Origin of the sequence: Acinetobacter sp. R933-2, from assembly GCF_030325485.1 — a bacterium.
GTDB lineage: Bacteria > Pseudomonadota > Gammaproteobacteria > Pseudomonadales > Moraxellaceae > Acinetobacter > Acinetobacter sichuanensis.
Genome location: NZ_JACAIJ010000001.1, coordinates 276,341 through 301,575 on the forward strand (window position 1 = coordinate 276,341; position 25,235 = coordinate 301,575).

Here is a 25,235-nt window from a genome sequence, read left to right on the forward strand (position 1 = left end):
GTCATTTTATAACATTTAACTGCTGCTCTATTGCTAGATTTTTATTAATTTCTAACACCGTCAGTTGAGCACCAAAAACTGCTCCTGTATCAATAAAATAGCAATTATGTCGTTTGGTCACTAAATCAACTATGGTATGCCCTAAAAAAACATAATCAATCCCAGTGATCACATCAAATTTTTTTCTAGCTGAATTACGAATACGTGAACGTCCCCATAAAATAATTTCACGTGATTGATGGTCATTGATCTGGGCTTTAAAAGTATTCCAATCATGATGCTCAATATCACCATGCACAAAACCGTAGTTTAAACCTTGATATTGTACTTCCAACACCAGCGGCAAGGTTTGGCATTGTTGAATCACTTTGCGTTGTTCTGCTAGTGGAAGTTCATAAAACCATTCGCCACCATGTTGAGCATGCAAGTCAGCCATTCTCACATCATGCTGACCCAACATACACATCTCTTCATGGTTGCCTAAAATTGATTTAAACCAAGGCTCTTTCGTTAAGTTTAAACACTTTAAACTTTCAGCCCCACGATCAACCAAATCCCCTACAGCAATCAATAGATCTTGTTGAAAGTTGAAGTTAACGCGTTGAAGCTCTTGCATCAACGCATCATAACAACCATGTAGATCTCCCACCACAAACAAACGTCCTTGTTCATGGTGGTAATATTCGACTCTATTGATGTCTAAAGGTTTAGCCATATAGCTCTATCGCACATGCTTCAATATGTTGATTCTGCTTAGCTAAATCTAAATATTTAACAGCATTCTTTTTATTTTTACGAATACCTAAGCCCTGTGAGTAAGCTTGATATAATTCAAAATAAGCATCTACATCGCCACGCTCAGCAGCTTTAATCAGTAACGCAACACGCTGTTTTGGATCAGCTTCAACACCTTGACCATTTCCATACATTTGAGCCAATAAATAATAAGCCCGTGCTGAATCAGCATCTTTTGCCAAATCTAGCCATTGTAAAGCCTGTCCAAATTGCTCTTTTTGTTGCTCATGAACAGCCATACATAGCATCGCTTGTACATGTCGATTATTGGCTGCGGCTTGTAACAATGCTAAATGCTGGGGATGTTCCACAGCAATAAGCATAGCTAACTCAAACTGTGCATCTGCATTATTATTTTGTGCAGCTCGCTCTAACCACTGTACACCATGTTCAAAATTTTTCTCTGTACCAATACCCGTTCTTAAACACTGTGCATAAGAATATTGTGCAGGAATATAGTGATTTAGAGCTGCATATTCAAAAAATTTAAAAGCTTGTTGTTTAAGTTCTTGTTGCTTAGCACCTTCGTTCATCTCATCTGCTTTACGCAAGTTTTGTGCAGCAGCCCAATAAGATGCATCAATATGACCAAGTTGTGCGGCTTTAATTAAAAACTCATGTACAACATCTGGATCGCTTTTTGGATTTTTTTCTTCCATTAAAGCACGGACATAACAACCATAAGGGTTATTTTGTTCTTGTGATTTTTGTGCGTAGTGAAAGGCTTTTTTATCATTGCCTTGTTGAAAATATTGAAATGCAAGCAATGCGCTTGCATAGCTATCATGTTGTGCAATTTCTTCTAACTTTTGATTTACTACGTTTTGATCAAATGCAGAATGTTCAATACAAGTTTTTAAACTATTTTCATGCTGATTTTGTTGGTAATTATGCATGAGTAAATTTAAAGCAGCTTCAGGATTATTTTCTAAAATATGCAATGCTGAAGCATAAATAGCCTCTGGATGATTTAAATCAACTGATTTTTTTAAGTAATCTAAACCTTGTTCATTACTAATCGTCGAACTTAAACCTTTTAAACCAATATATGCTAACTCGACCATTGCTAAAGCATCGCCTAAGTTTTCTGCATGTTTAAAAAATAAAATTGCTGATTCAATATCTTTAGGCACATAATGCCCGATTAAATGCCATTGACCTAGACACGTACTTGCAGCAGCAAAATTTTCATTTGATGCATGAATTAACAGATCAACACGACGTTGAGCCTCTTGATTCGTTTGTGCTATACCTTTTTTCTCTAAATCTAGAACATATTGATAGTCTTGTGCTACTTCATCACCATCATCAACAATCGACATTGATTTTAAATTTTCTTGCACTACTTTTTTGTTTATTTTAGTTTCTGACATCTTCTATACCTATAAATTAAATAAAATCCTAAAACCATATAATATTGCGGGGATAATTATATCAAACAATATAAAAGAATGTATGCATAGATCATAAAGATTACCGCCCATTTTGAAACAATAAAATGCTAGAATTGGTTGATATTTACTCTTGATTGCACCATGCAAAATACTCAACTACTTGCTGTTTTTTATATGATTATGTCGATGGTGTCATATCAAATCAGCGCCTCATTTGCCAAACAACTTTTTCAGGTTTTAGACCCTTTAACCGTCGTTACACTACGTTTATGCTTTGCCTCTGTTTTAATTTTTTTCATGTTTCGTTCATGGAAAATTATTCATCGTTTAGGACATTTACAATGGAAAAATCTACTATTTTATAGCGCTTCCGTTTGTCTGATGAATGTTTTGTTTTATGCATCTTTAGGAAAATTACCTCAAGGCATTGCTGTTGGTTTAGAGTTTTTAGGACCACTTACACTTGCCCTACTCTCAATAAAACGCAAAAGTGATTACATTTGGGTCGGTTTAGCGATTTTAGGCATCGCACTCATGGTGCCATGGCAAGATGCAACTCAACATAATTTTTCTTATTTAGGCGCAGCATTTGCGCTTGGTGCAGGAGTTTGCTGGGCAACTTATATTTATTTTGGACAAAAAGTTATACGACAAAATATTGGGATGCATGCCTTAACCATCGCTATTGCTTTATCTGCTCTAGTGATGTTGCCTATTAGCGCAGTCCACAACCCTGAAGCGCTGATGCAAACTCAATATTGGGGTAAAGCCCTTATCATCGCCTTGTTAGCTACAGCAATTCCTTATGCACTTGATTTACTTGCGCTCAAGCATCTTAGCAAATTAAGTTATGGTACTTTATCAAGTTTATCACCTGCTTTAGCTGCGGTTGCTGGTATGGTCTTACTCAAAGAACATATCAGCATTTGGCAAAGTATTGCTTTATTATGCATTATGGTGGCTTCTGTAGGCGTCACCTTAAAAGCAAAAAAAGACGCTATTTCATCATAAATATCATCGCCTTAATGCATTATAAAAAGGAGCTGAAAGTTCAGCTCCTAATCTTTTAAGTTAAATGATCCTTATCTTTGGCTTTATATTTTGCATACTCCACTAAATATTGCTGCGCCAAACTACGCTTTTCGACATCATTCAAAATTTTACCAGCCTGTTGAAAAAAGCCATGTTCTTCCTCTTGTAAATGATGATGCACAAGCTCTGATAATTTTTTTGCAAGCACTAACCAATGCGGATGACTCATTGGCATTTCAGTTAACTTTTCTAATAACTCATCCATTTGATGATGCTCTGCCAAAGCATGACGACTAATATTAAGTCCTGAATCAGTCATCATTAAAGGTAAATACAAATAACGATCCTCGCCAACGGCATGAGCAAATAATTCATTCTTCAATAACTCAAATAAGGTCTGCCGCTCTACATTTTCACCAGATGTTTGTATGAGTTTTTCAGCCAGTTCTCTTTGAATTTCATGACTTTCTCTTAATGCTTCAAATATATTCATTGCAACGAACCTCAATAACTTTCGGTTTTAAACAAAAAAATAATTTCTAGATTTCAGTGAGCTTCAACATCTTTTATCATAGAAAATAAAAAGAGCTGACTGTGTCAGCTCTTGCAATGATTTGTATAAAAAGCTTTAGTTATGTAAGTCTGTTAAGCAGTAAACATTTGATATGCTAAACGACAAATTAAAATACTCACTAAAATTAAAAATAAAATACGTATAAAACCACTGCCATATTTTAATGCCATTTTCACACCGACCACAGAACCTGCAACATTTGCAACTGCCATCATCAAACCCAGTTGAAATAGCACATGTCCAGTGGGAACAAAAAAGCTCAAAGCTGCAAAATTCGTCATGAAATTACCAATTTTAGACAAAGCAGAAGCATGTAAAAAATCAACTTTTAAATAGCGAATAAAATAGAAAATAAAAAAACTACCTGTACCTGGTCCAAAAATACCGTCATAAAACCCGATTAATAAACCACCCACACCCGCAAGAATTAAAATTTTACGAGTCACTTCTTGCTGAATATGCACTTGTCCAAATTGCTTTTTAACCAAGGTATAAATGGCAATGACGATCAGCATAAACAGCACAAAAGGGCGTAAAATTTCTTGTGGAATCAAAGAAACACAAGCTGCACCACCAAAAGAACTAATAAAAGCAGTGATACCAATAACAGCCAATAATTTCCATTGAATTTTAACTTGGCGCAAATATGAAAAAGCTGCTGAAGCTGTACCACAAATTGAAGCTAACTTATTCGTTCCAAAAACAGTTGCCGTTGGATAATGAGGCAATGCACCCATTAAAGCAGGAATTTGAATTAACCCGCCACCACCTACAGCCGCATCAATTGCACCTGCACAAAATGCAAAAAACACCAAGCTGAGTATAAGATCAAGTTCCATCACTTATCCTTTAAATCTTGCGTATTACAAATTTAAAACCCGTTTTGGTACTAGACGCTTTCGATCAGTAATCTCAGCCAGACCTAGACATTTTTCACCATCAAAAACAACAACTTGCTCCTCTGCACAATGATCTATATTGCTTTCCATTCCTCGGCTAAAATATTCTGACCGACCTTCTGGAACTTGTATTTTTGGAAAATGATCAATTGAAGCATATACAGGAAGTAATAATTGTTCTCTTTGTTGTTCAGTTAAAATTTCTAAATATTCAATGGTATAACTTGGATTCAGCTCAAAATGCCCTGTCTGAATACGATGTAAATACGTCAAATGACCATATGTTCCTAAAGCTTTCGCAATATCTTCACCTAAAACACGAATATACGTTCCTTTAGAACTGGTGATGTCCAAGGTCAAACTATTTTCAGTAAAAGACAACAACTGAATATCATAGATATGAATTGGGCGTGCTTCACGTTCGATTTCTATTCCTTTACGTGCCAACTCATATAAAGGACGTCCTTCTTTTTTTAAAGCTGAGTACATTGGAGGAATTTGCTGAATATCTCCTATAAATTGCGTCAATACCTTTTCAATCAAAGCCTCATCCAACTTTGGTACAGCTTTTTCTAACAGTACATCACCCTCAACATCACCTGTCGTTGTACTCTGCCCCAAATGAATAGTTGTTTGATAACGCTTTGTTGAGTCTAATAAAAAATGAGAAAATTTAGTCGCCTCGCCCAAACAAATAGGCAATAAACCAGAAGCCAATGGGTCTAACGCGCCAGTATGTCCACCCTTTTCTGCACGAAATAACCAGCGAACCCGTTGCAAGGCAGCATTAGAACTAATACCTAACGGTTTATTCAATAAAAAAATGCCACTGATATGACGACGTTGAATTTTTGGCGATTTTACAGACATAGTAAGGAGATCAAAACAATGTATGGCTATTCTAACAAATCCATTTATCTATTTTTATAAATTTGCGCTTTAGAAATTAAAATTTCATCTTCGACTCTTCAGCCCATGATAAAAGTAAAAAATTAATTATCAATAAATCAATGATTTAGTCTTAAAAATCCTACTATTTTGCCATAAAGAATCAAGAAAACACTGCACCAAATAAATGACACATTGGTCTAAAGTCAGCTTATACAGAAGAAACCTATATTTTATCTAATTCAACTTACCTCAAGATACAAATAAAAAAATGCGCCATAAGGCGCACTTTTTTAGTCACGTAAAACGTATTATTTCGCTTTACGAGCTGGTAATTTTTCACGAATACGTGCAGCTTTACCAGACAATTCACGTAGGTAGTAAAGTTTAGCACGACGAACGTCACCACGACGTTTCACTTCGATACCAGCAACGATTGGTGAATGAGTTTGGAAAACACGTTCAACACCAACACCGCTAGAAATTTTACGTACTGTGAACGCAGAGTTCAAACCACGGTTTTTCTTCGCGATTACAACACCTTCAAATGCTTGAAGACGCTCACGGTCGCCCTCTTTTACTTTTACTTGGACAATTACAGTGTCACCTGGTGCAAAAGCTGGGATGTCTTGTTTAAGCTGTGCATTTTCAACAGCTTGTACTAAAGGATGCTTACCGCTCATGGGGTATCTCCGATATATGTGGGTCAGAAGAGGTCTGAATTCCACTGGGTATAGAGGCTAAAGCGCATAGACCCGATTATCTTTCTCTTTAAGATTGACCACTTCAATGCTTAAAAAGCCTATTAATGACTCTAAGTAAAATACTTAGAGTAAATCTGCTTAGACAAATGAATTAACTCTTTTGTCCTTGCGAATCTTTTAGCCATTTTTTTTGCTGCTTGGTCAATGTGACTTGCTCAACCAATTCTGGTCGACGTTCAAGTGTACGTTGATAGCGCTGCAAAAACCGCCATTTCTCAATATTTGCATGATGCCCAGATTTAAGTACCTCAGGCACATCCAAACCTTCAAAATGATCTGGCTTGGTATATTGTGGGCAGTCTAAAAGACCATCCACAAATGAATCTTGCACATGAGATTGTTCATCAGACATGGCACCCGGAAGTCTCCGAATAATACTGTCCAATAAAACCATCGCAGGGAGTTCACCACCTGATAAAACGTAATCCCCAATTGACCATTCCTGATCAACATATTGCTGGATCAAACGCTCATCAACACCTTCATAACGCCCACACAACACAATCAATCCGTCATAATCAACAAATTGTCGTACTGCTGGTTCATCTAAGGTTTTTCCTTGTGGTGACATATACACCACAGGAACGTTCACTGCACCTGCTTGTGTTGCAAGTTCTTTGGCACGACTGATTGCTTTGCTTAAAGGCTCAGCCATCATCACCATGCCTGGACCACCACCAAATGGACGTTCATCCACTCTTTTGTAGTTGCCCTCAGCAAATTCACGTGGATTGATGCAATGAATATGCACAATTTCGTTTTTCGCTGCGCGCCCGCTAATACCGTAGGCTGTAATCGCTTCAAACATTTCAGGAAAAAGCGTAATGACTGCAAAAAACATCGCAGACTCCTCTATTTTCCTGCTGCGTTTATCCTATTCGGATTAATAATCTACGCCCCAATTCACGTAAATACGACCAGCTTCTAGATCAACGCGTTGTACTACATCTTTATGCCATGGAATCATTCGCTCTTCACCATCAATGCTTGCAGCAGTTGCGCGAACCACCATTACATCATTGGCACCTGTTTCAAACAGTTCATGGATTTGACCGAGATTAACTTCTTGTTCTTCATCATCTAGACCTAACACGGTTAAGCCTTTTAAATCAGTCCAATAATACTCGTCCACACCCGCTTGAGGCAGTTGCGATTTAGAGATCCAAACATTTGCACCAACTAAATTATCCGCTGCGGTACGATCACTCACACCTTTTAGCGAAACAACTAAGCCTTTGCCATGTGGTTTCCAACGTTTCACATCGACAATTTGCCAACCTGCTTTGGTTTCAATGTACCAAGGCAGGTAGTCAAAAATGTTGCTCATCGGTTCTGTATTGGAATAGACCCAGAGCCACCCATTTAATCCATATGCTGAACGTAACTGTCCAATCTGAATACGATCTTCGGGAACATTCTGTGTTGGTGTCATGGGCAATCTACTACTTAATTTTCAAAAATTATGCAGTAACTGCAGCTTTCTTAGCTTGAGCAGCTAAAGAAGCAACACGTTCAGAAGGTTGAGCACCTTGTGAAACCCAGTGAGCAAAACGGTCAGCATCTAAACGAAGTTTTTCTGCTTTACCTTGAGCTGTAGGGTTAAAGAAACCGATACGTTCAATGAAACGACCGTCACGAGCATTACGGCTATCAGTCACAATGATTTGATAGAACGGACGTTTTTTAGCACCACCGCGTGCAAGACGAATAACAACCATGATAGAACCTTATAGTTTTTACGGATTATCCTTATACCGACCATCGATATAACTCAAACCCCTTTCATAGAGGGCAGTATTTTACGTTATCTTTGCAATGAATGAAAGATCAAATTTTTTAGTTATCCACAATTTTGAATTTAAGTTTTATTTACCATCCCAATTTGTGGCAGCAGATGGTGTACAGGCTGTTCCTGTTTTATCACTACCTTTTGTCCAACAACGTTCAGCACGATGATTTAATACTAAATGCCCATCTGCAAATTGTGTAGTTGAAGCTATTGGTGTTGCAATTAATGTCCAAGTTGTAGGTGTTACTCCTATGATTTGTAGATCATACAACGCTTCTCCTTGCCTAGGAATCTTAGCTGAATGATTTAACTCAGCTAAAGTCAAAGGTGTTTCCACATCGTTAATCAAAGGTGCATAAGAAAAATTTGCTATTTTAAAACGCTGAATCTGAGTCGCTAATTCTAGCATTTCAGATTGAGCCTCTACTCTATGCGTTTTTTTGACATACTCTTGATATGATGGATAAGCTATAGTTGCTAAAACACCTACAATCGCAACAACAATCATAAGCTCAATCAGTGTAAAACCTTTGCGATTACTTACCATTCTTCACGTCCTACACTTTTATCACCACATGAAACCTCTGTGACATCTATAAGATTTCCCGCTTTATTTTTACAACGTATGCCTGTACTCGACATAAGAAAGTTATCACTTTTCGTATCTTCTGCGAGTGCTGTGATGACCCAAGATTGATGTCCTACACCTGTAGCAACAGAGAGGTTATACCTTATAGCACTTCCTGTTGCGCCTTTTGGTGAAACCTCCATCTCCACTGGCAATACAAAACCTTGATAGTTAAAGTTTCTTGTCTTATATCGATCTAAAGCAATTGCGATTTGTTGCAATTGGTCTTGAACCTGAGCTGCCTGAGCTCGCCGTGCATATTCTTGATATGATGGGATTGCGATCGCAGCAAAAATTGCAACGATCACCACCACAACCATCACTTCAATAAGCGTAAAACCATTTTGAAATGAGCTATTTTTTTTCATATTTCACCCATTATGATACTTTACGTGCAAGCTTTTCATACCAACGTTGTGGAATAAGGCACATTTCTGTTGCTTCACCATTTCCAAAACCACCTGTCACGGTTAAAGCAATTCGACCACTGGTATTAATACAATAGTTTGTTGCACTGGTATTTCCTGTCGCTTTCGGTGGACATGATTCATCTTTGCAATCAACAGGTGGACAGCTTTCTCCTACACATTCTCCTTCACCTCCATCACTACCACCACCTCCACCTTTTTTACCCCCCACAGTAACTGTGTGAATACCAATACCAATTACACCACGTGCAGGTTCTAACTTTGATGCACATTGACCAAAAGGCATACAAAATGCAGTTAACATACTTTCACCTTTTACACCTGCACCACATTCACCAGAAATGCCTGGTTTACTAGAATCAAAGGTAGAAACATAAAGTTTGTAATTCATTGCCAATGGTGTACCAAAGACTTTTTCACTTTGTTTATTATAGTTATTACAATTAGTTAATTTCCCATCGACACCTGCTGTACAGGTTTTAAAATCATAATACCAGCCTCCTTTTTCTGAAAAAGGTGCAACAAGTATGGTATTTTCAAAACGATTAAGATCTGTTATTTCACCTAAATTAGTTTTTTCAAGATTTTGAGTATTTAAATCAGTTTTTCGATTAAATAAATCACGGCGTGCGACATCTTTATCATAGATATTATAAATTGCATCATATTCATCAGATGTATTAGAAGACGTATAACTTGTTAAAGGAGCACTACGATTACCACTGCCCTGCGAAATTACAGCAAATGTTGTACCATTTTGATTATATAAAGAAAAACCTGGCATATCGTAGAATCTAGGGCTGGCTACATCTGTATGCATAGTGAAAATTTTTACTGGTGCTTTTGGAACAGCACCTTTTATATTTTGCTTATTATCCAAATCTATTCTAAATAATTGTCCACCTAAATCACCAAAATATAAATGATCAATTAAATCATCACCATCACGATCTACAGTACGAATCTCACTCACTACGCTATATTTCAAATCTGCACTTTTGGTTGAAATAACACCCGTATTTACATCTGTTGGTGATGTAGCAGTAGCATAATCACTCGCCCACCAAAGCAGATCACCATTGTCTGCATCAAACATATAAATGCCTGCACCTTTTGACCGACTTGGATTGTAGTTTGCATTTTCATAACCACTATATAGCCCTTTCACACCATTGGTATGTGCATCGCCATCATCGCCACCCGCATCATAGCCACCACCAACAAACATCACACGTTTACGTGTTCCTCCCCAATTTACCCAACCAATCGCTGGCTTAGACCAACTTTGCCCCATATATTGCAGTTGATTAAATGTTGTAGAAGAGCTTCCGCTATATACTTTCTGGGTTGCTGGATCGATATGGAATTTCAGTTCTGGGCTATTAATATTGCTCAGATCTAGCGCATAATAACTACGCCCTCCCATTCGTAATCCACCATACGCCATTTGCATACCTTGTTGGCTATCTGTACGTCCTTTGCCTACAACCAAATTACCAGAACTATCAACAACATATTGTGTATATAGAGACCAAGCCCCATCAACACCATAATAAAGTTTTTGCAAACCGCCATTGGTCACACTAGACAAACGAAAAGCATCTTTTTGATTTTCAACCATTTCATTAGGTACAAAAGCAAACTTTTCAACACCTGTTTCAGCATCAACAACATGTAATAGACCTTGTGTTGTACCAAACAGTACATAGTCTTCTCTGCTAGTTGATTCCATCACTTTCGTGGTTTTGTTATATTCTAATTTTCCTTTATTGGTAACTAATAATGGATAAGAATGCATCACTGCACCCATTTGACGTAAATTTGGTTGTGCTTTTAAATTATCAATAGTTGTAGGTGGGTTGACTACATCAATGTTATAGCCTAGCAATGACCATAAATAACCACGATTTGGATCGTTTTTATAAGTTGTATCAACAATATCTGCCAATTGAACTTGGCGTAATGTGCCTGTGCCCTTAAATGATGTATTACCATTTTCAGTGACTGCTTTACGATTTGTTAATAACTTACGTTCTGCTTTATTTTCAGTATTTGCCCCAAGTAACATTTGTGACCATGCGCCACCACGTACAGCAAATTTTTTACTTCCAACAGTATTTTCATCACCATTTTCCACAGCAGTATCTATTTGTTTCGCCCAAAAATCATAAATTGCCGAAGTAATATTCCCATTTTCATCATAAACAGGTTCTTTGATTCGACCATCACTTTCAAAAACTGTTGCTGCATTTTTTGCTTTTAAAACACCATTCTCACTGACTAAATATTTTTTTAAGTTACCTAGCCAGAGTTGGTAGTTAGTTGCAGGTGTAGGCTGAAAAGTTTGATAATATGCATTATCCTGTAGCTCAGCAGGGTTTAAAGCATCTCGGGGAATAGTCGGAGAACCTGTCGTTACAGAAGGGATCTCTTTGGATAAATTATTAATAAAATCATTTACACTATCTACAATATCAGCAGAATCATTACCTGAATACCATCCACCCTCTCCCATAATCCCCCAATAAGCTGCTTCCTGTACATTTGTTAAGTTACTCTTTTTATTACCTTTAGAATCTACAAAAGGTACTAAGTTTTCAGCTTGCGATTTTGCTGAATCATATTTTGGAATATTATTAAAACTATTACCAAAACCAACAACAGCTGTCTTAAATTGTAATTTTTTTATATTTTTTGTTGGATCTAATAAAGCAGCATTCAGTTTACCTATACAATCCCAACCTGGTGATGACCCGCTACATGTAGGAAATGTTGTTTCCCCAATAGCAACTTTTGATAATTCAGTCGTAGTTCCTTTATTTGGCTCACCATCTGTTAATACATAAATACCCTGACCACTACATTTTTTTATATCATCTGTTTGAGTTAATGAAGGTGGGGACTGATACTTATTCCCATCTTTTGTTAAACTATCAGACTCATTCCAACCTCCATTATCTATATTTCTAGTTGATGTTCCCATTAAATATGAAATTGTTGTAGCGTATGAGCGACCTGTTGGAGTATTTGAATTTGCTGACAAACTATTAATTTTCTCCCAAAGTACTTGTCGCTGAGTTTTAGTTCCAACCTTAGCATCTAATCTTCTTGCAGGGACTAAAACAGCACCTGACTCTGTATTCGTTGGTGATCCTAAAGTTGATAAGCCAATAATTTTATCATCACCCAATTTATCAATTTTTGCGGTACCATTTAGAAGATTATCCATAGCCATTTTTAATCGCACTATTCGTGTTTTGCCTGTACCATCATACGAACTATTCCCTGTCATACTTCCTGAAACATCAAGCATAAACATCAACGTAATATCACCCGACTTTGCATCTTGGTAAATATCAATATCACTTGCTTGTGTCACACTTGTACTGACTAACATAGTCGATATTGCCGCAATACTTATGACCAAAACTTTATAACGAGATGAATTCAGGAAATTTTTGTTTAAGGTTTTCATTTCATTACTCCAAATCTATACAAAGTCTTGAACAATCACATATTCAGTCACATGTGATGTATATGGGACATTTAAATCAGCAAGACACTCCGTCACTGTTCTTCGTGAATCAGCATTTAATGCAACTGTCGTTCCTTCAGGAACTGTTGCTTCACTCATATAATTTTTAAAACATTTATTAATATCTGTAGCAGAAGCATTGGTTAGTGTAGGCATAACAGATACAGCAAATACCTTCACAGGTTTACTACGATCAAATTTTACGGTTTGATCATCTGTACCAAATTGCGCACCAAAAAAAGGATCATTTTCTGAAATACTGGAAAACTTAACAGCAATTTGGGTCATCACAGCTTTACGACCACTGGTAAAAAAGTTTGTGGCACTCTCATCTGCATTACAATATCCATCTAACCCAAACTCACTATTGCTTGGTGCTTGTTGCCCCGATTTCCAATAAATTAAACTTGCTCGACTAATATCAAAAAAACCTGATTCTTCACCGCGATAGCAAAAGACCATTTCTTTATCTTTATCTGTTGCCCCACTGATATAACCAAACATTCCACTAGAACTTAAAGCCTGAATAATATTGTCCTCTCGTTCAACATTAAAAAAAGCAGCATCTGCATTTTGTAATAACAACTGTTGTGCTTGACTATTTGTCGCAATATTCAAACCAACTAAACTTTGTCGTACTGCTAAAGTTCCCAATACAACAATGGCTAATAAAAGAAATAAGACAACGATTAATGTTGCTCCACGTTGTTGCTTCATCATTGCCCTCTCTCCCCAAATGCATTACGTAGTGCTATCGTTTGTGTGACCACTTGTCTTGCATACTTTGAGGAATTCCCTATAGGTTTTGTCACTGTTACATCCTGATCTAAAACTCTAAACACTTGACTATCTGAAAATTCTGTTCCAGTACCTACAGATTGATTTGAGCGTGCTAAAACACCTAATTGCACTGCTAAAATTCGAGGTCTTGATGCCATAGCCATATATGTGGCTGTATCTACATAGCGATGATTTTCACCAGATTGAATTGAATACAACACTCGAAAATGATCAACTCTTTGTAAAATAATTTCGCCATCATCACCCAAGCCTGTAATTTCATTGGGGCTGCCTTCTAGAGGATAATGTCCAGCATCACATGCAAGCGCTAAAGGTGTATTAGGCTCATTTTTACTATTATTGTTATCGGGTCGTAAAAAATATCGTTGGACAATAACTTGACGACCTTCTGTCCGACTAAATTCTAATTCTGTCCCTTCACAATCAGAACCGCCATACCAAACATCATCATTTTCATTTGCTGTATTTTTATGATCCAAAACATATTGTGGAACAAATTGAATAGTCAATTGGTCACTAGATCTATCTTGCACATTCGATACACCTGTCCATTGCGGTGATGTACCTACCTCAAGCCCATCACTACGAGTAAGCAAGGTTTCATTTACAGTTTTTCCAACAATACCTATAGGGATATTTGCTCGTTCAACTCCGCTTACTTCAACTGAGTTCTCAGATGAACGAAAAACAATCCCTCCATATGTAGTTAAATCATTAATACTTGAATTAATTGTATTTAAATTTCCTAAACGTATATCTTTTACAATATAGTTCAGACCAAAATTAGCATCATCCTGTAAACTCAATTGACCTTGTTGTAATGCCTGACTCCTAGAACTCGTCAAAAATAGCATTGTTGCTGCAGCAACAATTACCAAACCTAGAGCTAATGCAATCATTAATTCAATCAAAGTAAAACCGACTTGTTTAATATGGCTCATTTAATAAACCTCCATAATCAAACAAGTTGAATTTGGCTCGTAACTTGTACCAGTTGTACAATTACCACGATCAGTACCATCAGTTGCAGCAGTATCCCCCCATGCAACATAAATACATCTGCGGTTATCCTCATTTCCCTGACAAGGTAAATAATTTGCTGTCATTCCGATTGTTCTTGCTTTTGTAGCAATCTGAGCTACATCAAAATCAGCTAAATTTGTGCTAGAACAATTTGTATTAAAACAATTGATAGGAAAAACTCTTTGTGTATTGGCTGTATTTAATTGAAATGCGTAAACCTCTTCTGCACCTCGATTCACTCGCATTCTTTCGGCTAAATCACGCGCAAGATTGACCGCTTGAATCCGTGCACCACTTTCAGCAGTTGCTTCTATAGCCCGATACTGTAGTGCAATAAATCCCATGACTCCTATTGCTAAAATTAATAATGCAATAAGTACTTCAACCAAACCGACACCCTGTTGATTTTTATCAATCATTAGCATGCCCCTTCAATAGCTTGTTGAATTGTTCCCATTTTAGAAACTTTCACTATTTGAGACTTTCCACCTATTTCAGAACAAATGATAAAAGTGGTATCTGACCCTGCATCTCTTACGCTACCATTTAACCCATAAGTAATTTTTGTTTCACTTGCAGTTGTTAAATGTACTTTTCCATAAGGCATCCAATAAATAGTTGTATCTGTATTTTGAGGTAATGAATCTACTTCACTTGGACTGAGTTCTACTTCAACATTTTTACGCTCTAGTACCGCTTTTGCTCGTGCCTGATTCAATACACCTATTAACTCATTAGTATTTTTTTTTAAATCTTGTTGAGTCAGCATATTTTTAAAGGGAGGGATAGCCATCATCGCAATTATAGCGATGACAGCTATTGTGACCATCAGCTCAATAAGCGTAAATCCTCTCATTAGTTGCATAAAATTATCTAAACTATAAATCCATATAATTACGATACTAAGGTTTTATTTTTTAAATAAAACAATAGATAGATGAAAGGCTATTTTGCAAGATATTCGGATTAAACAACTGATTAAAAACAAATTTTATTAAAATAATGATAAAAAAATAACTTAAATATTCAATTAAATAAAACACATCACATTATTTGAAATTTTAACCAAATAAAACAACATTAATTTAAAAAAAACCTTCTAAATTAGAAGGTTTTTTTAATTAATCTGGGATTAATTATTTATCTTCCCATTTATTACTACAAGCTGTGGCTGGAACAGGATTACCATTATTATCAACCGTTGATGTTACATTTGCATTATCATTATTTTTATACCAGCACTTTACGCCTGCTGAATTTAAAGAAATAGCGCCTGTACCTTTTTGTCTCTCTGTTGCTATTGGTCTTGCAACTAATAACCATGATTGCAAATTCGCCTGCACGTTAGTAAAAGCAACACCAGATATATCAGTTAACGTTAACTGATAATATGCAGTATTAATAGGATATTTGTCTCCTCCTAATTGGGTTAAATTTGCCCCAAAGAAACTATGGTTCACTAAACGATAAGTTTCCAAATTTTGTGCAAGATTCATAATATGTGTTTGTGCATCAGCCCTATTACTTCGTTTAACATATTCTGAGTAATTAGGAAGTGCTATAGCGGCTAAAATGCCTACTATAGCCACGATAATCATCAATTCAAATAATGTAAAACCAAATTGCTTACCAATCTTCGCTTCCATCTGCTCTTGTCCCACAATCTGTAAATGTTACTTTCGATGCTATTTTATTTCTACACCTAAGACCCTGATTATTAATTAAATATGTGAAATTTTTGACATCCTGTGGAACAGCTCTCATCACCCATGCAGAACCATCAGTGGCTAAATTTGTGGTCGCTGTTGCTTGAAGACTAATTGTATATTTAAGTGGATCTCCAACATTTATTGAAATAGGAGTATACAATCTGTAGCTAAAATTCCTAGATTTATAACGTTCTAGATCCTGAGCTAGACGTTGCATTTCTGCCTCAGCTAAAGATGCATTACTTCGTAGAATATATTGCTGATAACTTGGGTAAGCGATTGCAGCAAGTACTGCAACCATCACCACCACCACCATCAACTCAATAAGCGTAAAACCATTTTTTAAATTCATTTTCCACCTATTTAGCATACCAATTCATTGGTTTGGTTTGAGCAACACATTTCCACTTACCAGTACCATGAAGATTGCCTGCTAGTTGCAAACCACCACAGTTTCCATCAGATTGACCTGGTGCGAATGCACTACCTAAAATCCCTTGCCCTAGAGCAGCACTTGATACTTCACTTCCGAGAACATCACTCTCTTTCCCTGGTCTCCAACCTGTTTTACTCTCCTCGAGAGTGTTAAGAGTTACGTTCGTGCCCGTTCCACTCAAACAAGCACCAAATGGTAAACAATAATATTGACGATAAGTTTCTCCAATAACACGAACTTGACATGGATCTGGATTGGGATTAATTGTTTCACTTTCAGGGTCATAAACAGTCATCAACAGAGTATTAGCAACGACTATTAATGGTTCAAATGCTTTTATCCCACCTAATTGTCGATAACTATTATTTGCTCTCTCTGTACCAGCTGAATTACTCGATAAAGAACGATACCAACCATAACGAGTAGCTGCGTTAACTGTATTCACGTAAGGAATTAACTGATTTTTTAATACACCAAAACCGCTATTTCGAACAATAACCTGAGGATTTTGTATAAGGCTAGCTAATGTTAAATCTTTAGTCGCTAATGCATAATCAGCTGCATAATTTGTATTTAAATCTTTTTTCAGTACATCTGTATCCATAATTGCATAAATATTATTAGCTAATTGACCCGTTAATGCTATAGGTACAGATGAAGGACGCATACGCCCCAAAGGTGCAACATCTAATGGTGAACTACGATCACCAGATGCTATAGCCATTAATATAAATCTCTTTCCTTGCTCACGATGCATAGTTAATGTTGGTGCTTCATAAAAACGTGGATTATTTCCATTCGTAATATTTGCACCCGTTGCATTTGTTGCCAGATTTGCGACTTTAACAACACGTACACCAAAGCTTTCACTATTTTCTGTTTTATTTTTATTGTTTAAATCAGCACGGAAAACTTGCCCCCCAAGATCTCCAAAATAAAAATGATCTACTAAACCATCAGCATCTGTATCTAATGTAGAAATATTACTTACAATACTGTGTTTGATATCTGCATTGTTCTTATCTGCACCAACATTACTTACCCAAAATAAGCGGTCACCTGTTGCAGCATCAACAACATAAACAGCATTACCTTTTGCTTGTGATTTATTTGAACATTGTGCTTTAAATGCAGCACTTTTTGATATATCTGCTGTGTAATCTGTATTGAGTTTAAAATGTGGATCTTCATAACATGTATCATAACCACCACTAATAAACATAACTCGCTTAATCACACCATTGATTCGAATATTACCCAATACTGGTTTAGACCAAGATTGTCCCATATGGTTATAATCTGTTTGATCTGCACTAATTCTAAATAAAAATTTTGGTGAGGTTTTTGTCGTAATATCTAAGCCATAATAACTACTTCCTCCCATACGTAAGCCACCATATGCATACATTTTTTCAGCAACAATTTTTGTTGTTGCTGTATCTCCTGAACCTACCTGTTCATACTTATATATAGGATCAACAACCCAAGCTGCATCCGTACCTGCTGCAACACCTGCTGTAGATGATTCATCCCTTTTCAGAGCTAAGGACTGTACCGAGTCAGATAAAATATCTGATGGAATAAACGAGAATTGTTCTGTTCCTCTTTCTGCATCTACTAAATGTAAACCGCCTTCCATTGTTCCAAACAAAATTGATTGGCTACGTGCAGATTGTAATTCACCTTCACTATTTAGTACGCCTTCATAAGTTACTTGTACAGGCAATGAATGAGAAATCCCTCCTAAACTATTCCACTCTTTTCCTTCCTGTTGTAAAGGTACAGTTGTTAAATCAGTGGGTAGGTTTGTATCATTCAAATCGATTTTAAAACCTAAATAGTTAAGTATTTTACGTTTTAATAAATTAGTGAATTTTGAAGTTACTGCATTTTCATTTAAACTAGTTATTGTGGTTGCTAAAGTAGAGTTTTCCACTTCTGGTAAACGCAGTAAATTAGCCCCCTTTAGATAATTGAGGCGTTAAGTTATTATCACTATCTAATTTAAAATTGGTGTAAAGATTACGTATTTTATTTGGTGCACCAACTATCGGCATTGGAATGTTTTTATACGCACCACCTTTATATACACTTCCACCTTCATCAGCACCTGCAGTACCCCAAAGATCATTAATCCCTGTATTAAACTTACCTTTATTATCTAATACTAATGAAGCAGTCGCTGATGCTCCTTCAGCTAAAGCACCATTCACAATATCATATTTTTTTAAATTTCCTGCCCACAATACATCTGTACTACCTGGTCTTGGTTGAAATGCTCGAACATATCCCTGTGACGTAACACCTGTTGGATTTAAATCATCAACAGGTACAGACCAAGCACCTGTGGTTAATGGTTCGATTGTTCCTGTATCTAAATTATTTAAAGCAGCAAGAACACTATTTGTAACATCTACTGCATCTTTTGCTTGGAAAAATCCACCATTACCAAAACCACCCTCAGTATTTCGAAATACTGTATCAGGCTTTACAGTCTTATCTGTATTATAATATGAACAATTATCACCCTCTTTGGCTGAACCAAGCTGACAAGCATTGCGTGTATCTGTTGTCAATGTAGCTGACATAGCCCCATCAAACTCTTTACCAAAGCCAACAAAAGCTGTCTGTATTGGACGCTGTTTAGGATTAGTTATTGCGTATAAACTACGTGCAAAAGCCCCCATACACTTCCAACCACTACCCGAATGACTATTTGTTAAACCATTAGATACATCACATGAAAAAGACGTTTGATTTAATGCTTTTGCCATAATTGCATTTGAACGAGCATCGTTTGTATTATTCGGCTGCCCATCAGATAAAATATATACTCCCTGCCCATCACACGTCGCAGCTGTTGTTGGTAAAGGACTATTGTAAACAGTCTGTCCAGCATTTTTACTCGTACTGATAGACTTTGCAAAACCAGAATCAGTGGCAGCGCTAATAATATCACTAGTACCTTGATTTTTTTGATAAAGTCTTTTATTCCACCCCCCCTCATTATATGCTTTTAAATAAGTATATCCTGCAGGTACTGGCTGATATACAAATGCTCCCCAACTACTTAGACATGTTTCACCTTCAGCTTTGTCACACAGCCTATAAGAAGAATAAGAATTATTTGATGCTGAATACCAAGCTTCAATTAAGGGCTTATTTACAAAATTGTAGACTGGATTTGTCGTTGTTGTACCTAGCAAATAAGCAGCAGCCTCAGCATAAGCATGTGAAGTTGGTGTTGACCAACCTGCAGATAATGCAGCAATCGCTTTTTTCAAATCTTTACGGTGGCTTGAGTTAATAGCCCCTAGTTCTTTTGCTGGAACCTTAATTATTCCTGATACACTATCTTCCGCAGAGTAATATCCCAAACCAATATAGACTTTTTCTAATTTGGGATCTGTACTACTTAATAAGTCAAACATCCCATTTTTTAAACGTGTCATCCTATCCTCATAGAGTTTTGGATCACCATTCCTCTTACAATAAACACGTGTATATGAGATATCAGGAAAAATTAGGTCGGTTTTTGTTTCTGTACTAAACTTAGTTTTCCCCGCCCCGCCTACAGCACTACATGTATTAAAAGTAAAAATATCAGGATAATCTGCAACAATTGCATTATTACTAAGATCATCAGCAACCATCCCCATACTTCCTGAACGGTCTAGCATCATGATTAATGTTTTTTGCCCTGCTGTACCAGGACCTGCGTAAATCTGTAAATCTGATGCTTGTACTTGCAGTAAAGACGGGGCTGTAAATAAAATACCACTACTCATCATCGCTTTTAATAAGTGGCTTAAATATGTTCTTTTCATTTTCATTCTCCATCTTACGATTATTGAGAAAATAAGTTGAATTAAAATTAGGTTTAATCAGGTTTAGCTTCTTCAATCAGTGTATTTGCTAATGTAAATTCTTGCGTTTGCGCGACCACAGGAATTCCATAATCTGATATACAATCTTTTAAAGTTCTTAATGTTGGATGCTCAGTATTGTCATTTAATCTTGGTTTTGATGTACTTAAACATTCACTTTGGACCGTGCTGATTGAGGCTGTCGAATATGCAGGTAACATTGCGGTTGTAGTAACCCTTATACGCTGACTCCCTGTAAGTTTTGCCCCTAAATGAGCTGCCCCACTTGAATCTGTCCCTTCAGGTAAATATTCACCTTTTTCTGTATTACCAGCACTATCAGTAATTAATGATACTGCTACTTGAGTTACTACACCTGCTCGCGCACTTCCAAAATCAGCATTTAAATCACAAAAAGTATTATTAGTACCTGATATTAAGCGCATAACATCACTCGTGATTGCTGTTCCTGTAGTGCTATAAGGTGAAATCTCTGCAACATTATTGATAGGTGCAAAATTTTTCTGTGATTGAGGGCGATAACAAAATACATATTCTCGATCTGGTAAATTATTATTAATGACTAAACCAACGACATTATCTAAACGTCGTAATTCTATAGGTGACTTATTACGAATAATATATAAAGGTAAATCTGCTGACTGAGTCATTAATTGACGCACTTGACTATTACTTGCTATTCTTAGATTCATTACAGAATACTTTACTGCCAATGCACCGATTCCTGTGACTAAAAGTAAAATAATCAAAATTGTAATAAGTGTCATACCTTTTTGTTGTGCTAATGATTGGGTAATTTTCATCATTTATCTCCCAAAGCATTACGCAAAGCAATTGTAGTAACATATACATTGCGTACAAATTTATTCGTTACACCTGTTGTAGCTGGTGTATTTAAAGTGACTGTTCTTCCTAAAATTTCATATGTAGATAATGTAATAGGTGCTGTTCTAACTTCATTTTGTGACCGAATTAAAACAGCCATTTTAATCATTTCAATCGAAGGAACTTCCTGAGCAGGAATTGCATTTCTTGCTGCAGTCACTGCTGCTGTATATTCATCTACTGTATAATAACGATAATTGTTGCCTGTACGTGCGCCTAATAAAAAACCAAAATAATCAACATTAGGAATAATAATTTCACCAGTAATATTCGGCGCAAATCGTGTTAAAAACCTAGGATTTGAATTTGGATTATTTAAAGGTGAATTTGCTACACATGCTAAACCTAAGCTTGTAATATTTGTATCATGGTTAGTTTTATTATTTTCTGCACGTAAAAAATATCTTTGTACAACTCGATCCCCTTTTTGAACATTTTCGCCTACGCAATTTTGCATATCTGTTGGTGCAATAAATTGTATTGTTAACTGATCACTGGCTAAATTTACATTACTTAAACCACTAGATCTCGTTACAATAGTATTTGCAAAAGCAGTCGTAGCATTTGCATCTCCCATAGCTAAATTAATATTCGTTTGAGTTGGCAGTCCTGTTGTCAGAACAATTCCACCCATTGGAGTTTGGTCATTTAAACTGCGATTTTCAACATTACCATAATTAGCCAATCTCACTTGACTAGCTATATAATCTAAACCAAAAATCCCCCCATCCTGAACTTGTGAAACTCCTTCTTGTAAGCGAGAGTTTTTCAAACTGTTTAAAAAAATAGCTAAACCAGCCGCTACAATTAATAAACCTAATGCAATACCAATCATCAACTCAATTAGTGTAAAACCTTTTTGTTTTTTAGTTATCATTTAATAGCTCTCCATCATCAAACAGTTTGAAGAAGCAACATATATACCTGTATTACTCATACAGTTTGCTACGTTTAAGCTTGCTACAGTTCCAGTCAGCGATGTATTGTTCCAAACACTAAAAATACATAATCGTTTATCTGCTACAGGTGTACTTGCAGAGATTCCTGGGCAAATTGCCACACCAAGACTCAAACCTTGTATTGCCGCTTGTCGAGCTATTGCATAAGATTCAAAAGTTGCAAGCTGTGCTGGCGTACAAACTGTAGTATTACAATTAATTGTTGCTGTTGGCTTTGAAGATGCCAAAAGATAAGTATTTATATTAGTTGCATAATTTGCTTTAGCTGTATTGTTTACACGAATACTTTCTGATAACGATTGCATGAAATGTACAGCTTGGGTTTTAAAAACTGAATCTTGAGAAGCTTCAATAGCTCTAACTTGCAATGCGACAAAACCCAAAACAGCAATAACCAAAATAAATAAAGCGACCATTACTTCAATTAACCCTGCCCCTTTTTGTATTTGTAAGTTCATCAACATGTCCCCTCAGCAAGTATAGTAATCGTTCCCAAACGACTCAGTTGTAAACGCCTAGAAATCCCCAAATCTGAATGACAAATAGAAAAAACCATCGTAGTCTGATTAAAACTTTTCACGTTTCCCATTGGTTCAAAAACAATATTCGTTACACTCCCATTTTCTAGGACGACATTGCTTGTCTTAGATCTCCAATTCAGCACAGTTTCTGTATTCGCAGCAGTAGAATTAAGGTTTAACTCCACCTCTTGTCTTATATTAACTGCCTGACTTCTTGCATTTATCATTGCGATAGAAAGTTCCCTAAATGCAGTATCTAGTTGTCGCTGGTTAATGGTATTGATAAAAGACGGAGCTGCCATGGCGGCAATAACTCCCAAAACTGCAATCGTCACCATGAGTTCAATCAGTGTGAAGCCCCTATTTTTTTTATTCATTTTGGTTCCTAAAACAAAACCTATTTATTAATATTCTATTAACAATTTATACAAAACCAATACATAGTAGATAAGAGGCATAAAAAAACCGATAACTGATTAACAGTTATCGGCATAAAATGTTAAGAAATATTTAAGCTTGCGTGACTTGTATCCTTAATTCTTTAGGTAAGCTAAAAGTTATATTTTCTTCACGTCCATCTAATTCTTGTGGTGCTTCTGCTCCCCAATCCTGTAAACGCTGTATCACTTGTTTAATTAAAATCTCTGGTGCAGATGCTCCTGCGGTTACACCAATTTTTTCAACATCCGTAAACCATTCTTTTTGTAGCTCATCTGCATTGTCAACCAAATACGCATGTTTACCCATACGTTCTGCTAACTCACGTAAACGATTAGAGTTCGATGAGTTTGGCGACCCTACAACAAGAACAATGTCACATTGCGTTGCCAAATCTCGAACAGCATCTTGACGATTTTGAGTTGCATAACAAATATCGTCTTTACGCGGTCCCTGAATCTTTGGAAACTTCTGACGCAAAGCATCAATAACTTTCGCTGTATCATCAATGGACAACGTTGTTTGTGTGACAAAAGCAACCTTTTCAATATCATTAATTTTTAAAGAATCAACATCTTCTTCATCTTCAACTAAATAAATTTGACCACCATTTTTAGTGTCATATTGCCCCATTGTACCTTCAACTTCTGGATGACCTTCATGACCAATTAAAATGGCTTCGATGCCCTCACGAGCATATTTCGTCACTTCAATATGAACTTTGGTAACCAAAGGACAAGTGGCATCAAATACTTTTAAGCCACGACGTTCAGCTTCTTGTTGGACTTGCTTTGAAACACCATGCGCACTGAAAATTACAATATTATCATCAGGCACTTCATCAAGCTCATCAACAAAAATTGCACCACGTTGACGTAAATCATCAACTACAAATTTATTATGTACCACTTCATGACGAACATAAATGGGAGGATTAAAACACTCAAGTGCGCGATTGACGATTGCAATTGCACGGTCTACGCCTGCACAAAAACCACGTGGATTAGCCAATACAATTTTCATAACACCCTCAAGGCTCACTTAAATTTATTTAGAAAATGACAAACAATCTATAAAAGCTATTTTGTTTGTTCGCACTCTACTCTAAAATAGAGAAGATATTTTATCATATCAGGAAAAATATCATGTCGGGTCTATTGTTTGTCGTTTCTGCTGCATCAGGAACAGGCAAAACATCTCTCGTTAAAGCCCTGCTAGAACGTGTAAGTAATTTACATGTTTCTGTTTCTCATACTACACGTGGTCAACGTGTTGGTGAACTTGAAGGCGTTCACTATCATTTCACCACAAAAGAATTTTTTCTTGAACAAGTGAATCAAGGTGGATTCATTGAATTTGCTGAGGTTTTTGGTAATTATTATGGTACTTCACAAAGTACTGTAAGAGAACAATTAGCGAAAGGACATGATGTTTTACTCGAAATTGATTGGCAAGGCGCTGAACAAGTTCGCAAACTTTTCCCTGAATCTAAACAAATTTTTATTTTACCACCGACCCAATTTGATTTACGCCAACGCTTATCAAATCGTGGTACAGATTCTGTTGAAGTGATTGAACATCGTTTAAGTTGCGCTGTTGAAGACATGCAACAATATGTCAATTTTGACTATATCATTATTAATGATGATTTTAATAAAGCATTGCATGACTTAGAATCTGTAATTAATGCAAATCGCTTAAAACTCAGCCAACAAGCAAACAGACATCAACTTTTAATTCAAAAATTAATTACGCCTCAAGACAAAGGAAGCGATGATTAAACTTGAGTATAAAGTTAAAGCATTTTATACTGCACAGTCTATTTAAAAATTTACATTCATACGAGAACT

At 36.3% G+C, this 25,235-nt stretch carries 27 protein-coding genes; 2 read left to right on the top strand and 25 right to left on the bottom strand.

Annotated features, from left to right (window positions below):
• Position 1: 1 nt before the first annotated feature.
• Positions 2-715 carry a metallophosphoesterase gene (locus HX005_RS01370; RefSeq protein WP_286376035.1) on the bottom strand — a complete coding sequence of 238 codons (714 nt, stop codon included), beginning with the start codon at positions 713-715 and terminating at the stop codon, positions 2-4.
• The gene (locus tag HX005_RS01375) at positions 708-2,168 is read right to left on the bottom strand and encodes a tetratricopeptide repeat protein (protein ID WP_286376036.1); all 1,461 of its coding nucleotides are present in this window, start codon (positions 2,166-2,168) and stop codon (positions 708-710) included. Before HX005_RS01375 ends, HX005_RS01370 begins: the two co-directional genes overlap by 8 nt.
• A 162-nt stretch (positions 2,169-2,330) precedes the next feature.
• Here HX005_RS01375 and HX005_RS01380 point away from each other — a divergent pair, with 162 nt between their 5' ends.
• Positions 2,331-3,200: an EamA family transporter gene (locus HX005_RS01380; protein ID WP_286376037.1), complete on the top strand. Its 870-nt coding sequence runs from the start codon at positions 2,331-2,333 to the stop codon at positions 3,198-3,200.
• 55 nt (positions 3,201-3,255) lie between these two features.
• On the opposite strand, the gene HX005_RS01385 is transcribed toward HX005_RS01380, so the two are convergent.
• From HX005_RS01385 to ispH, 23 genes are all read right to left on the bottom strand, one after another.
• Positions 3,256-3,714 carry a hemerythrin domain-containing protein gene (locus HX005_RS01385; RefSeq protein WP_286376038.1) on the bottom strand — a complete coding sequence of 153 codons (459 nt, stop codon included), beginning with the start codon at positions 3,712-3,714 and terminating at the stop codon, positions 3,256-3,258.
• Between the two features lie 152 nt (positions 3,715-3,866).
• The gene (locus HX005_RS01390) at positions 3,867-4,634 is read right to left on the bottom strand and encodes a sulfite exporter TauE/SafE family protein (RefSeq protein ID WP_286376039.1); all 768 of its coding nucleotides are present in this window, start codon (positions 4,632-4,634) and stop codon (positions 3,867-3,869) included.
• A 24-nt stretch (positions 4,635-4,658) separates the two neighbouring features.
• Positions 4,659-5,564 (bottom strand): tRNA pseudouridine(55) synthase TruB, encoded by a 906-nt coding sequence (truB, locus tag HX005_RS01395; protein ID WP_286376040.1) that lies wholly within the window; start codon positions 5,562-5,564, stop codon positions 4,659-4,661.
• Between the two features lie 329 nt (positions 5,565-5,893).
• On the bottom strand, positions 5,894-6,265 hold the full coding sequence (rplS, locus tag HX005_RS01400; RefSeq protein WP_107006919.1) for a 50S ribosomal protein L19: 372 nt from the start codon (positions 6,263-6,265) through the stop codon (positions 5,894-5,896).
• A 172-nt stretch (positions 6,266-6,437) separates the two neighbouring features.
• The gene (gene trmD, locus HX005_RS01405; RefSeq protein WP_286376041.1) at positions 6,438-7,187 is read right to left on the bottom strand and encodes a tRNA (guanosine(37)-N1)-methyltransferase TrmD; all 750 of its coding nucleotides are present in this window, start codon (positions 7,185-7,187) and stop codon (positions 6,438-6,440) included.
• Between the two features lie 42 nt (positions 7,188-7,229).
• On the bottom strand, positions 7,230-7,778 hold the full coding sequence (rimM, locus tag HX005_RS01410; protein ID WP_107006921.1) for a ribosome maturation factor RimM: 549 nt from the start codon (positions 7,776-7,778) through the stop codon (positions 7,230-7,232).
• A 28-nt stretch (positions 7,779-7,806) separates the two neighbouring features.
• Positions 7,807-8,064 carry a 30S ribosomal protein S16 gene (gene rpsP, locus HX005_RS01415; RefSeq protein WP_286376042.1) on the bottom strand — a complete coding sequence of 86 codons (258 nt, stop codon included), beginning with the start codon at positions 8,062-8,064 and terminating at the stop codon, positions 7,807-7,809.
• A gap of 147 nt (positions 8,065-8,211) precedes the next feature.
• Positions 8,212-8,682, bottom strand: a complete 471-nt coding sequence (locus HX005_RS01420; RefSeq protein WP_107006923.1) for a type IV pilin protein — start codon at positions 8,680-8,682, stop codon at positions 8,212-8,214.
• Positions 8,676-9,131 carry a type IV pilin protein gene (locus HX005_RS01425; protein ID WP_286376043.1) on the bottom strand — a complete coding sequence of 152 codons (456 nt, stop codon included), beginning with the start codon at positions 9,129-9,131 and terminating at the stop codon, positions 8,676-8,678. Before HX005_RS01425 ends, HX005_RS01420 begins: the two co-directional genes overlap by 7 nt.
• A gap of 10 nt (positions 9,132-9,141) precedes the next feature.
• On the bottom strand, positions 9,142-12,666 hold the full coding sequence (locus tag HX005_RS01430; protein ID WP_286376044.1) for a pilus assembly protein: 3,525 nt from the start codon (positions 12,664-12,666) through the stop codon (positions 9,142-9,144).
• 15 nt (positions 12,667-12,681) lie between these two features.
• A complete protein-coding gene (locus HX005_RS01435) occupies positions 12,682-13,446 on the bottom strand; it encodes a pilus assembly PilX family protein (protein ID WP_286376045.1) in 765 nt (254 codons plus the stop codon).
• Positions 13,443-14,468 (bottom strand): PilW family protein, encoded by a 1,026-nt coding sequence (locus tag HX005_RS01440; protein ID WP_286376046.1) that lies wholly within the window; start codon positions 14,466-14,468, stop codon positions 13,443-13,445. Before HX005_RS01440 ends, HX005_RS01435 begins: the two co-directional genes overlap by 4 nt.
• Positions 14,469-14,975, bottom strand: coding sequence for a type IV pilus modification protein PilV (gene pilV / locus HX005_RS01445; protein WP_286376047.1), 507 nt, complete (start codon positions 14,973-14,975; stop codon positions 14,469-14,471).
• Positions 14,969-15,415 carry a pilus assembly FimT family protein gene (locus HX005_RS01450; protein WP_286376048.1) on the bottom strand — a complete coding sequence of 149 codons (447 nt, stop codon included), beginning with the start codon at positions 15,413-15,415 and terminating at the stop codon, positions 14,969-14,971. The genes pilV (HX005_RS01445) and HX005_RS01450 overlap by 7 nt, the downstream gene beginning before the upstream one ends.
• Before the next feature lie 271 nt (positions 15,416-15,686).
• A complete protein-coding gene (locus HX005_RS01455) occupies positions 15,687-16,196 on the bottom strand; it encodes a type IV pilin protein (RefSeq protein ID WP_286376049.1) in 510 nt (169 codons plus the stop codon).
• Positions 16,177-16,629 (bottom strand): type IV pilin protein, encoded by a 453-nt coding sequence (locus HX005_RS01460; protein WP_286376050.1) that lies wholly within the window; start codon positions 16,627-16,629, stop codon positions 16,177-16,179. The genes HX005_RS01455 and HX005_RS01460 overlap by 20 nt, the downstream gene beginning before the upstream one ends.
• Entirely contained in the window at positions 16,619-18,514 is a 1,896-nt protein-coding gene (locus tag HX005_RS01465; RefSeq protein WP_286376051.1) for a pilus assembly protein, read from the bottom strand. The genes HX005_RS01460 and HX005_RS01465 overlap by 11 nt, the downstream gene beginning before the upstream one ends.
• Before the next feature lie 136 nt (positions 18,515-18,650).
• A complete protein-coding gene (locus tag HX005_RS01470; RefSeq protein WP_286376052.1) occupies positions 18,651-20,522 on the bottom strand; it encodes a hypothetical protein in 1,872 nt (623 codons plus the stop codon).
• A gap of 53 nt (positions 20,523-20,575) precedes the next feature.
• Entirely contained in the window at positions 20,576-21,385 is an 810-nt protein-coding gene (locus HX005_RS01475) for a PilX N-terminal domain-containing pilus assembly protein (RefSeq protein WP_286376053.1), read from the bottom strand.
• Complete coding sequence (locus HX005_RS01480; RefSeq protein WP_107007123.1) at positions 21,385-22,344, bottom strand: prepilin-type N-terminal cleavage/methylation domain-containing protein; 960 nt, start codon at positions 22,342-22,344, stop codon at positions 21,385-21,387. The genes HX005_RS01475 and HX005_RS01480 overlap by 1 nt, the downstream gene beginning before the upstream one ends.
• Positions 22,345-22,884 (bottom strand): type IV pilus modification protein PilV, encoded by a 540-nt coding sequence (pilV, locus tag HX005_RS01485; RefSeq protein WP_171405075.1) that lies wholly within the window; start codon positions 22,882-22,884, stop codon positions 22,345-22,347.
• Positions 22,884-23,324, bottom strand: coding sequence for a pilus assembly FimT family protein (locus tag HX005_RS01490; protein ID WP_286376054.1), 441 nt, complete (start codon positions 23,322-23,324; stop codon positions 22,884-22,886). Before HX005_RS01490 ends, pilV (HX005_RS01485) begins: the two co-directional genes overlap by 1 nt.
• Positions 23,325-23,457: 133 nt before the next feature.
• On the bottom strand, positions 23,458-24,408 hold the full coding sequence (ispH, locus tag HX005_RS01495) for a 4-hydroxy-3-methylbut-2-enyl diphosphate reductase (protein WP_107007126.1): 951 nt from the start codon (positions 24,406-24,408) through the stop codon (positions 23,458-23,460).
• A 122-nt stretch (positions 24,409-24,530) separates the two neighbouring features.
• On the opposite strand from ispH, the gene gmk reads away from it, so the two are divergent.
• Positions 24,531-25,166 carry a guanylate kinase gene (gene gmk, locus HX005_RS01500; RefSeq protein WP_286376055.1) on the top strand — a complete coding sequence of 212 codons (636 nt, stop codon included), beginning with the start codon at positions 24,531-24,533 and terminating at the stop codon, positions 25,164-25,166.
• Positions 25,167-25,235: the final 69 nt, after the last annotated feature.

Excerpts from the sequence above, each read along its gene's own strand:
- ispH (WP_107007126.1), bottom strand. The coding sequence starts at position 24,408 with ATGAAAATTGTATTGGCTAATCCACGTGGTTTTTGTGCAGGCGTAGAC.
- truB (WP_286376040.1), bottom strand. The coding sequence starts at position 5,564 with ATGTCTGTAAAATCGCCAAAAATTCAACGTCGTCATATCAGTGGCATT.
- HX005_RS01430 (WP_286376044.1), bottom strand. The coding sequence starts at position 12,666 with ATGAAAACCTTAAACAAAAATTTCCTGAATTCATCTCGTTATAAAGTT.
- HX005_RS01460 (WP_286376050.1), bottom strand. The coding sequence starts at position 16,629 with ATGCTAAATAGGTGGAAAATGAATTTAAAAAATGGTTTTACGCTTATT.
- HX005_RS01425 (WP_286376043.1), bottom strand. The coding sequence starts at position 9,131 with ATGAAAAAAAATAGCTCATTTCAAAATGGTTTTACGCTTATTGAAGTG.
- HX005_RS01490 (WP_286376054.1), bottom strand. The coding sequence starts at position 23,324 with ATGAATAAAAAAAATAGGGGCTTCACACTGATTGAACTCATGGTGACG.
- HX005_RS01370 (WP_286376035.1), bottom strand. The coding sequence starts at position 715 with ATGGCTAAACCTTTAGACATCAATAGAGTCGAATATTACCACCATGAA.
- HX005_RS01380 (WP_286376037.1), top strand. The coding sequence starts at position 2,331 with ATGCAAAATACTCAACTACTTGCTGTTTTTTATATGATTATGTCGATG.
- HX005_RS01420 (WP_107006923.1), bottom strand. The coding sequence starts at position 8,682 with ATGGTAAGTAATCGCAAAGGTTTTACACTGATTGAGCTTATGATTGTT.
- HX005_RS01480 (WP_107007123.1), bottom strand. The coding sequence starts at position 22,344 with ATGATAACTAAAAAACAAAAAGGTTTTACACTAATTGAGTTGATGATT.
- pilV (WP_171405075.1), bottom strand. The coding sequence starts at position 22,884 with ATGAACTTACAAATACAAAAAGGGGCAGGGTTAATTGAAGTAATGGTC.
- HX005_RS01375 (WP_286376036.1), bottom strand. The coding sequence starts at position 2,168 with ATGTCAGAAACTAAAATAAACAAAAAAGTAGTGCAAGAAAATTTAAAA.
- HX005_RS01475 (WP_286376053.1), bottom strand. The coding sequence starts at position 21,385 with ATGAAAATTACCCAATCATTAGCACAACAAAAAGGTATGACACTTATT.
- rpsP (WP_286376042.1), bottom strand. The coding sequence starts at position 8,064 with ATGGTTGTTATTCGTCTTGCACGCGGTGGTGCTAAAAAACGTCCGTTC.
- HX005_RS01455 (WP_286376049.1), bottom strand. The coding sequence starts at position 16,196 with ATGGAAGCGAAGATTGGTAAGCAATTTGGTTTTACATTATTTGAATTG.
- HX005_RS01470 (WP_286376052.1), bottom strand. The coding sequence starts at position 20,522 with ATGAAAAGAACATATTTAAGCCACTTATTAAAAGCGATGATGAGTAGT.
- HX005_RS01435 (WP_286376045.1), bottom strand. The coding sequence starts at position 13,446 with ATGATGAAGCAACAACGTGGAGCAACATTAATCGTTGTCTTATTTCTT.
- HX005_RS01385 (WP_286376038.1), bottom strand. The coding sequence starts at position 3,714 with ATGAATATATTTGAAGCATTAAGAGAAAGTCATGAAATTCAAAGAGAA.
- trmD (WP_286376041.1), bottom strand. The coding sequence starts at position 7,187 with ATGTTTTTTGCAGTCATTACGCTTTTTCCTGAAATGTTTGAAGCGATT.
- pilV (WP_286376047.1), bottom strand. The coding sequence starts at position 14,975 with ATGCTAATGATTGATAAAAATCAACAGGGTGTCGGTTTGGTTGAAGTA.
- HX005_RS01440 (WP_286376046.1), bottom strand. The coding sequence starts at position 14,468 with ATGAGCCATATTAAACAAGTCGGTTTTACTTTGATTGAATTAATGATT.
- rplS (WP_107006919.1), bottom strand. The coding sequence starts at position 6,265 with ATGAGCGGTAAGCATCCTTTAGTACAAGCTGTTGAAAATGCACAGCTT.
- rimM (WP_107006921.1), bottom strand. The coding sequence starts at position 7,778 with ATGACACCAACACAGAATGTTCCCGAAGATCGTATTCAGATTGGACAG.
- HX005_RS01450 (WP_286376048.1), bottom strand. The coding sequence starts at position 15,415 with ATGCAACTAATGAGAGGATTTACGCTTATTGAGCTGATGGTCACAATA.
- HX005_RS01390 (WP_286376039.1), bottom strand. The coding sequence starts at position 4,634 with ATGGAACTTGATCTTATACTCAGCTTGGTGTTTTTTGCATTTTGTGCA.
- gmk (WP_286376055.1), top strand. The coding sequence starts at position 24,531 with ATGTCGGGTCTATTGTTTGTCGTTTCTGCTGCATCAGGAACAGGCAAA.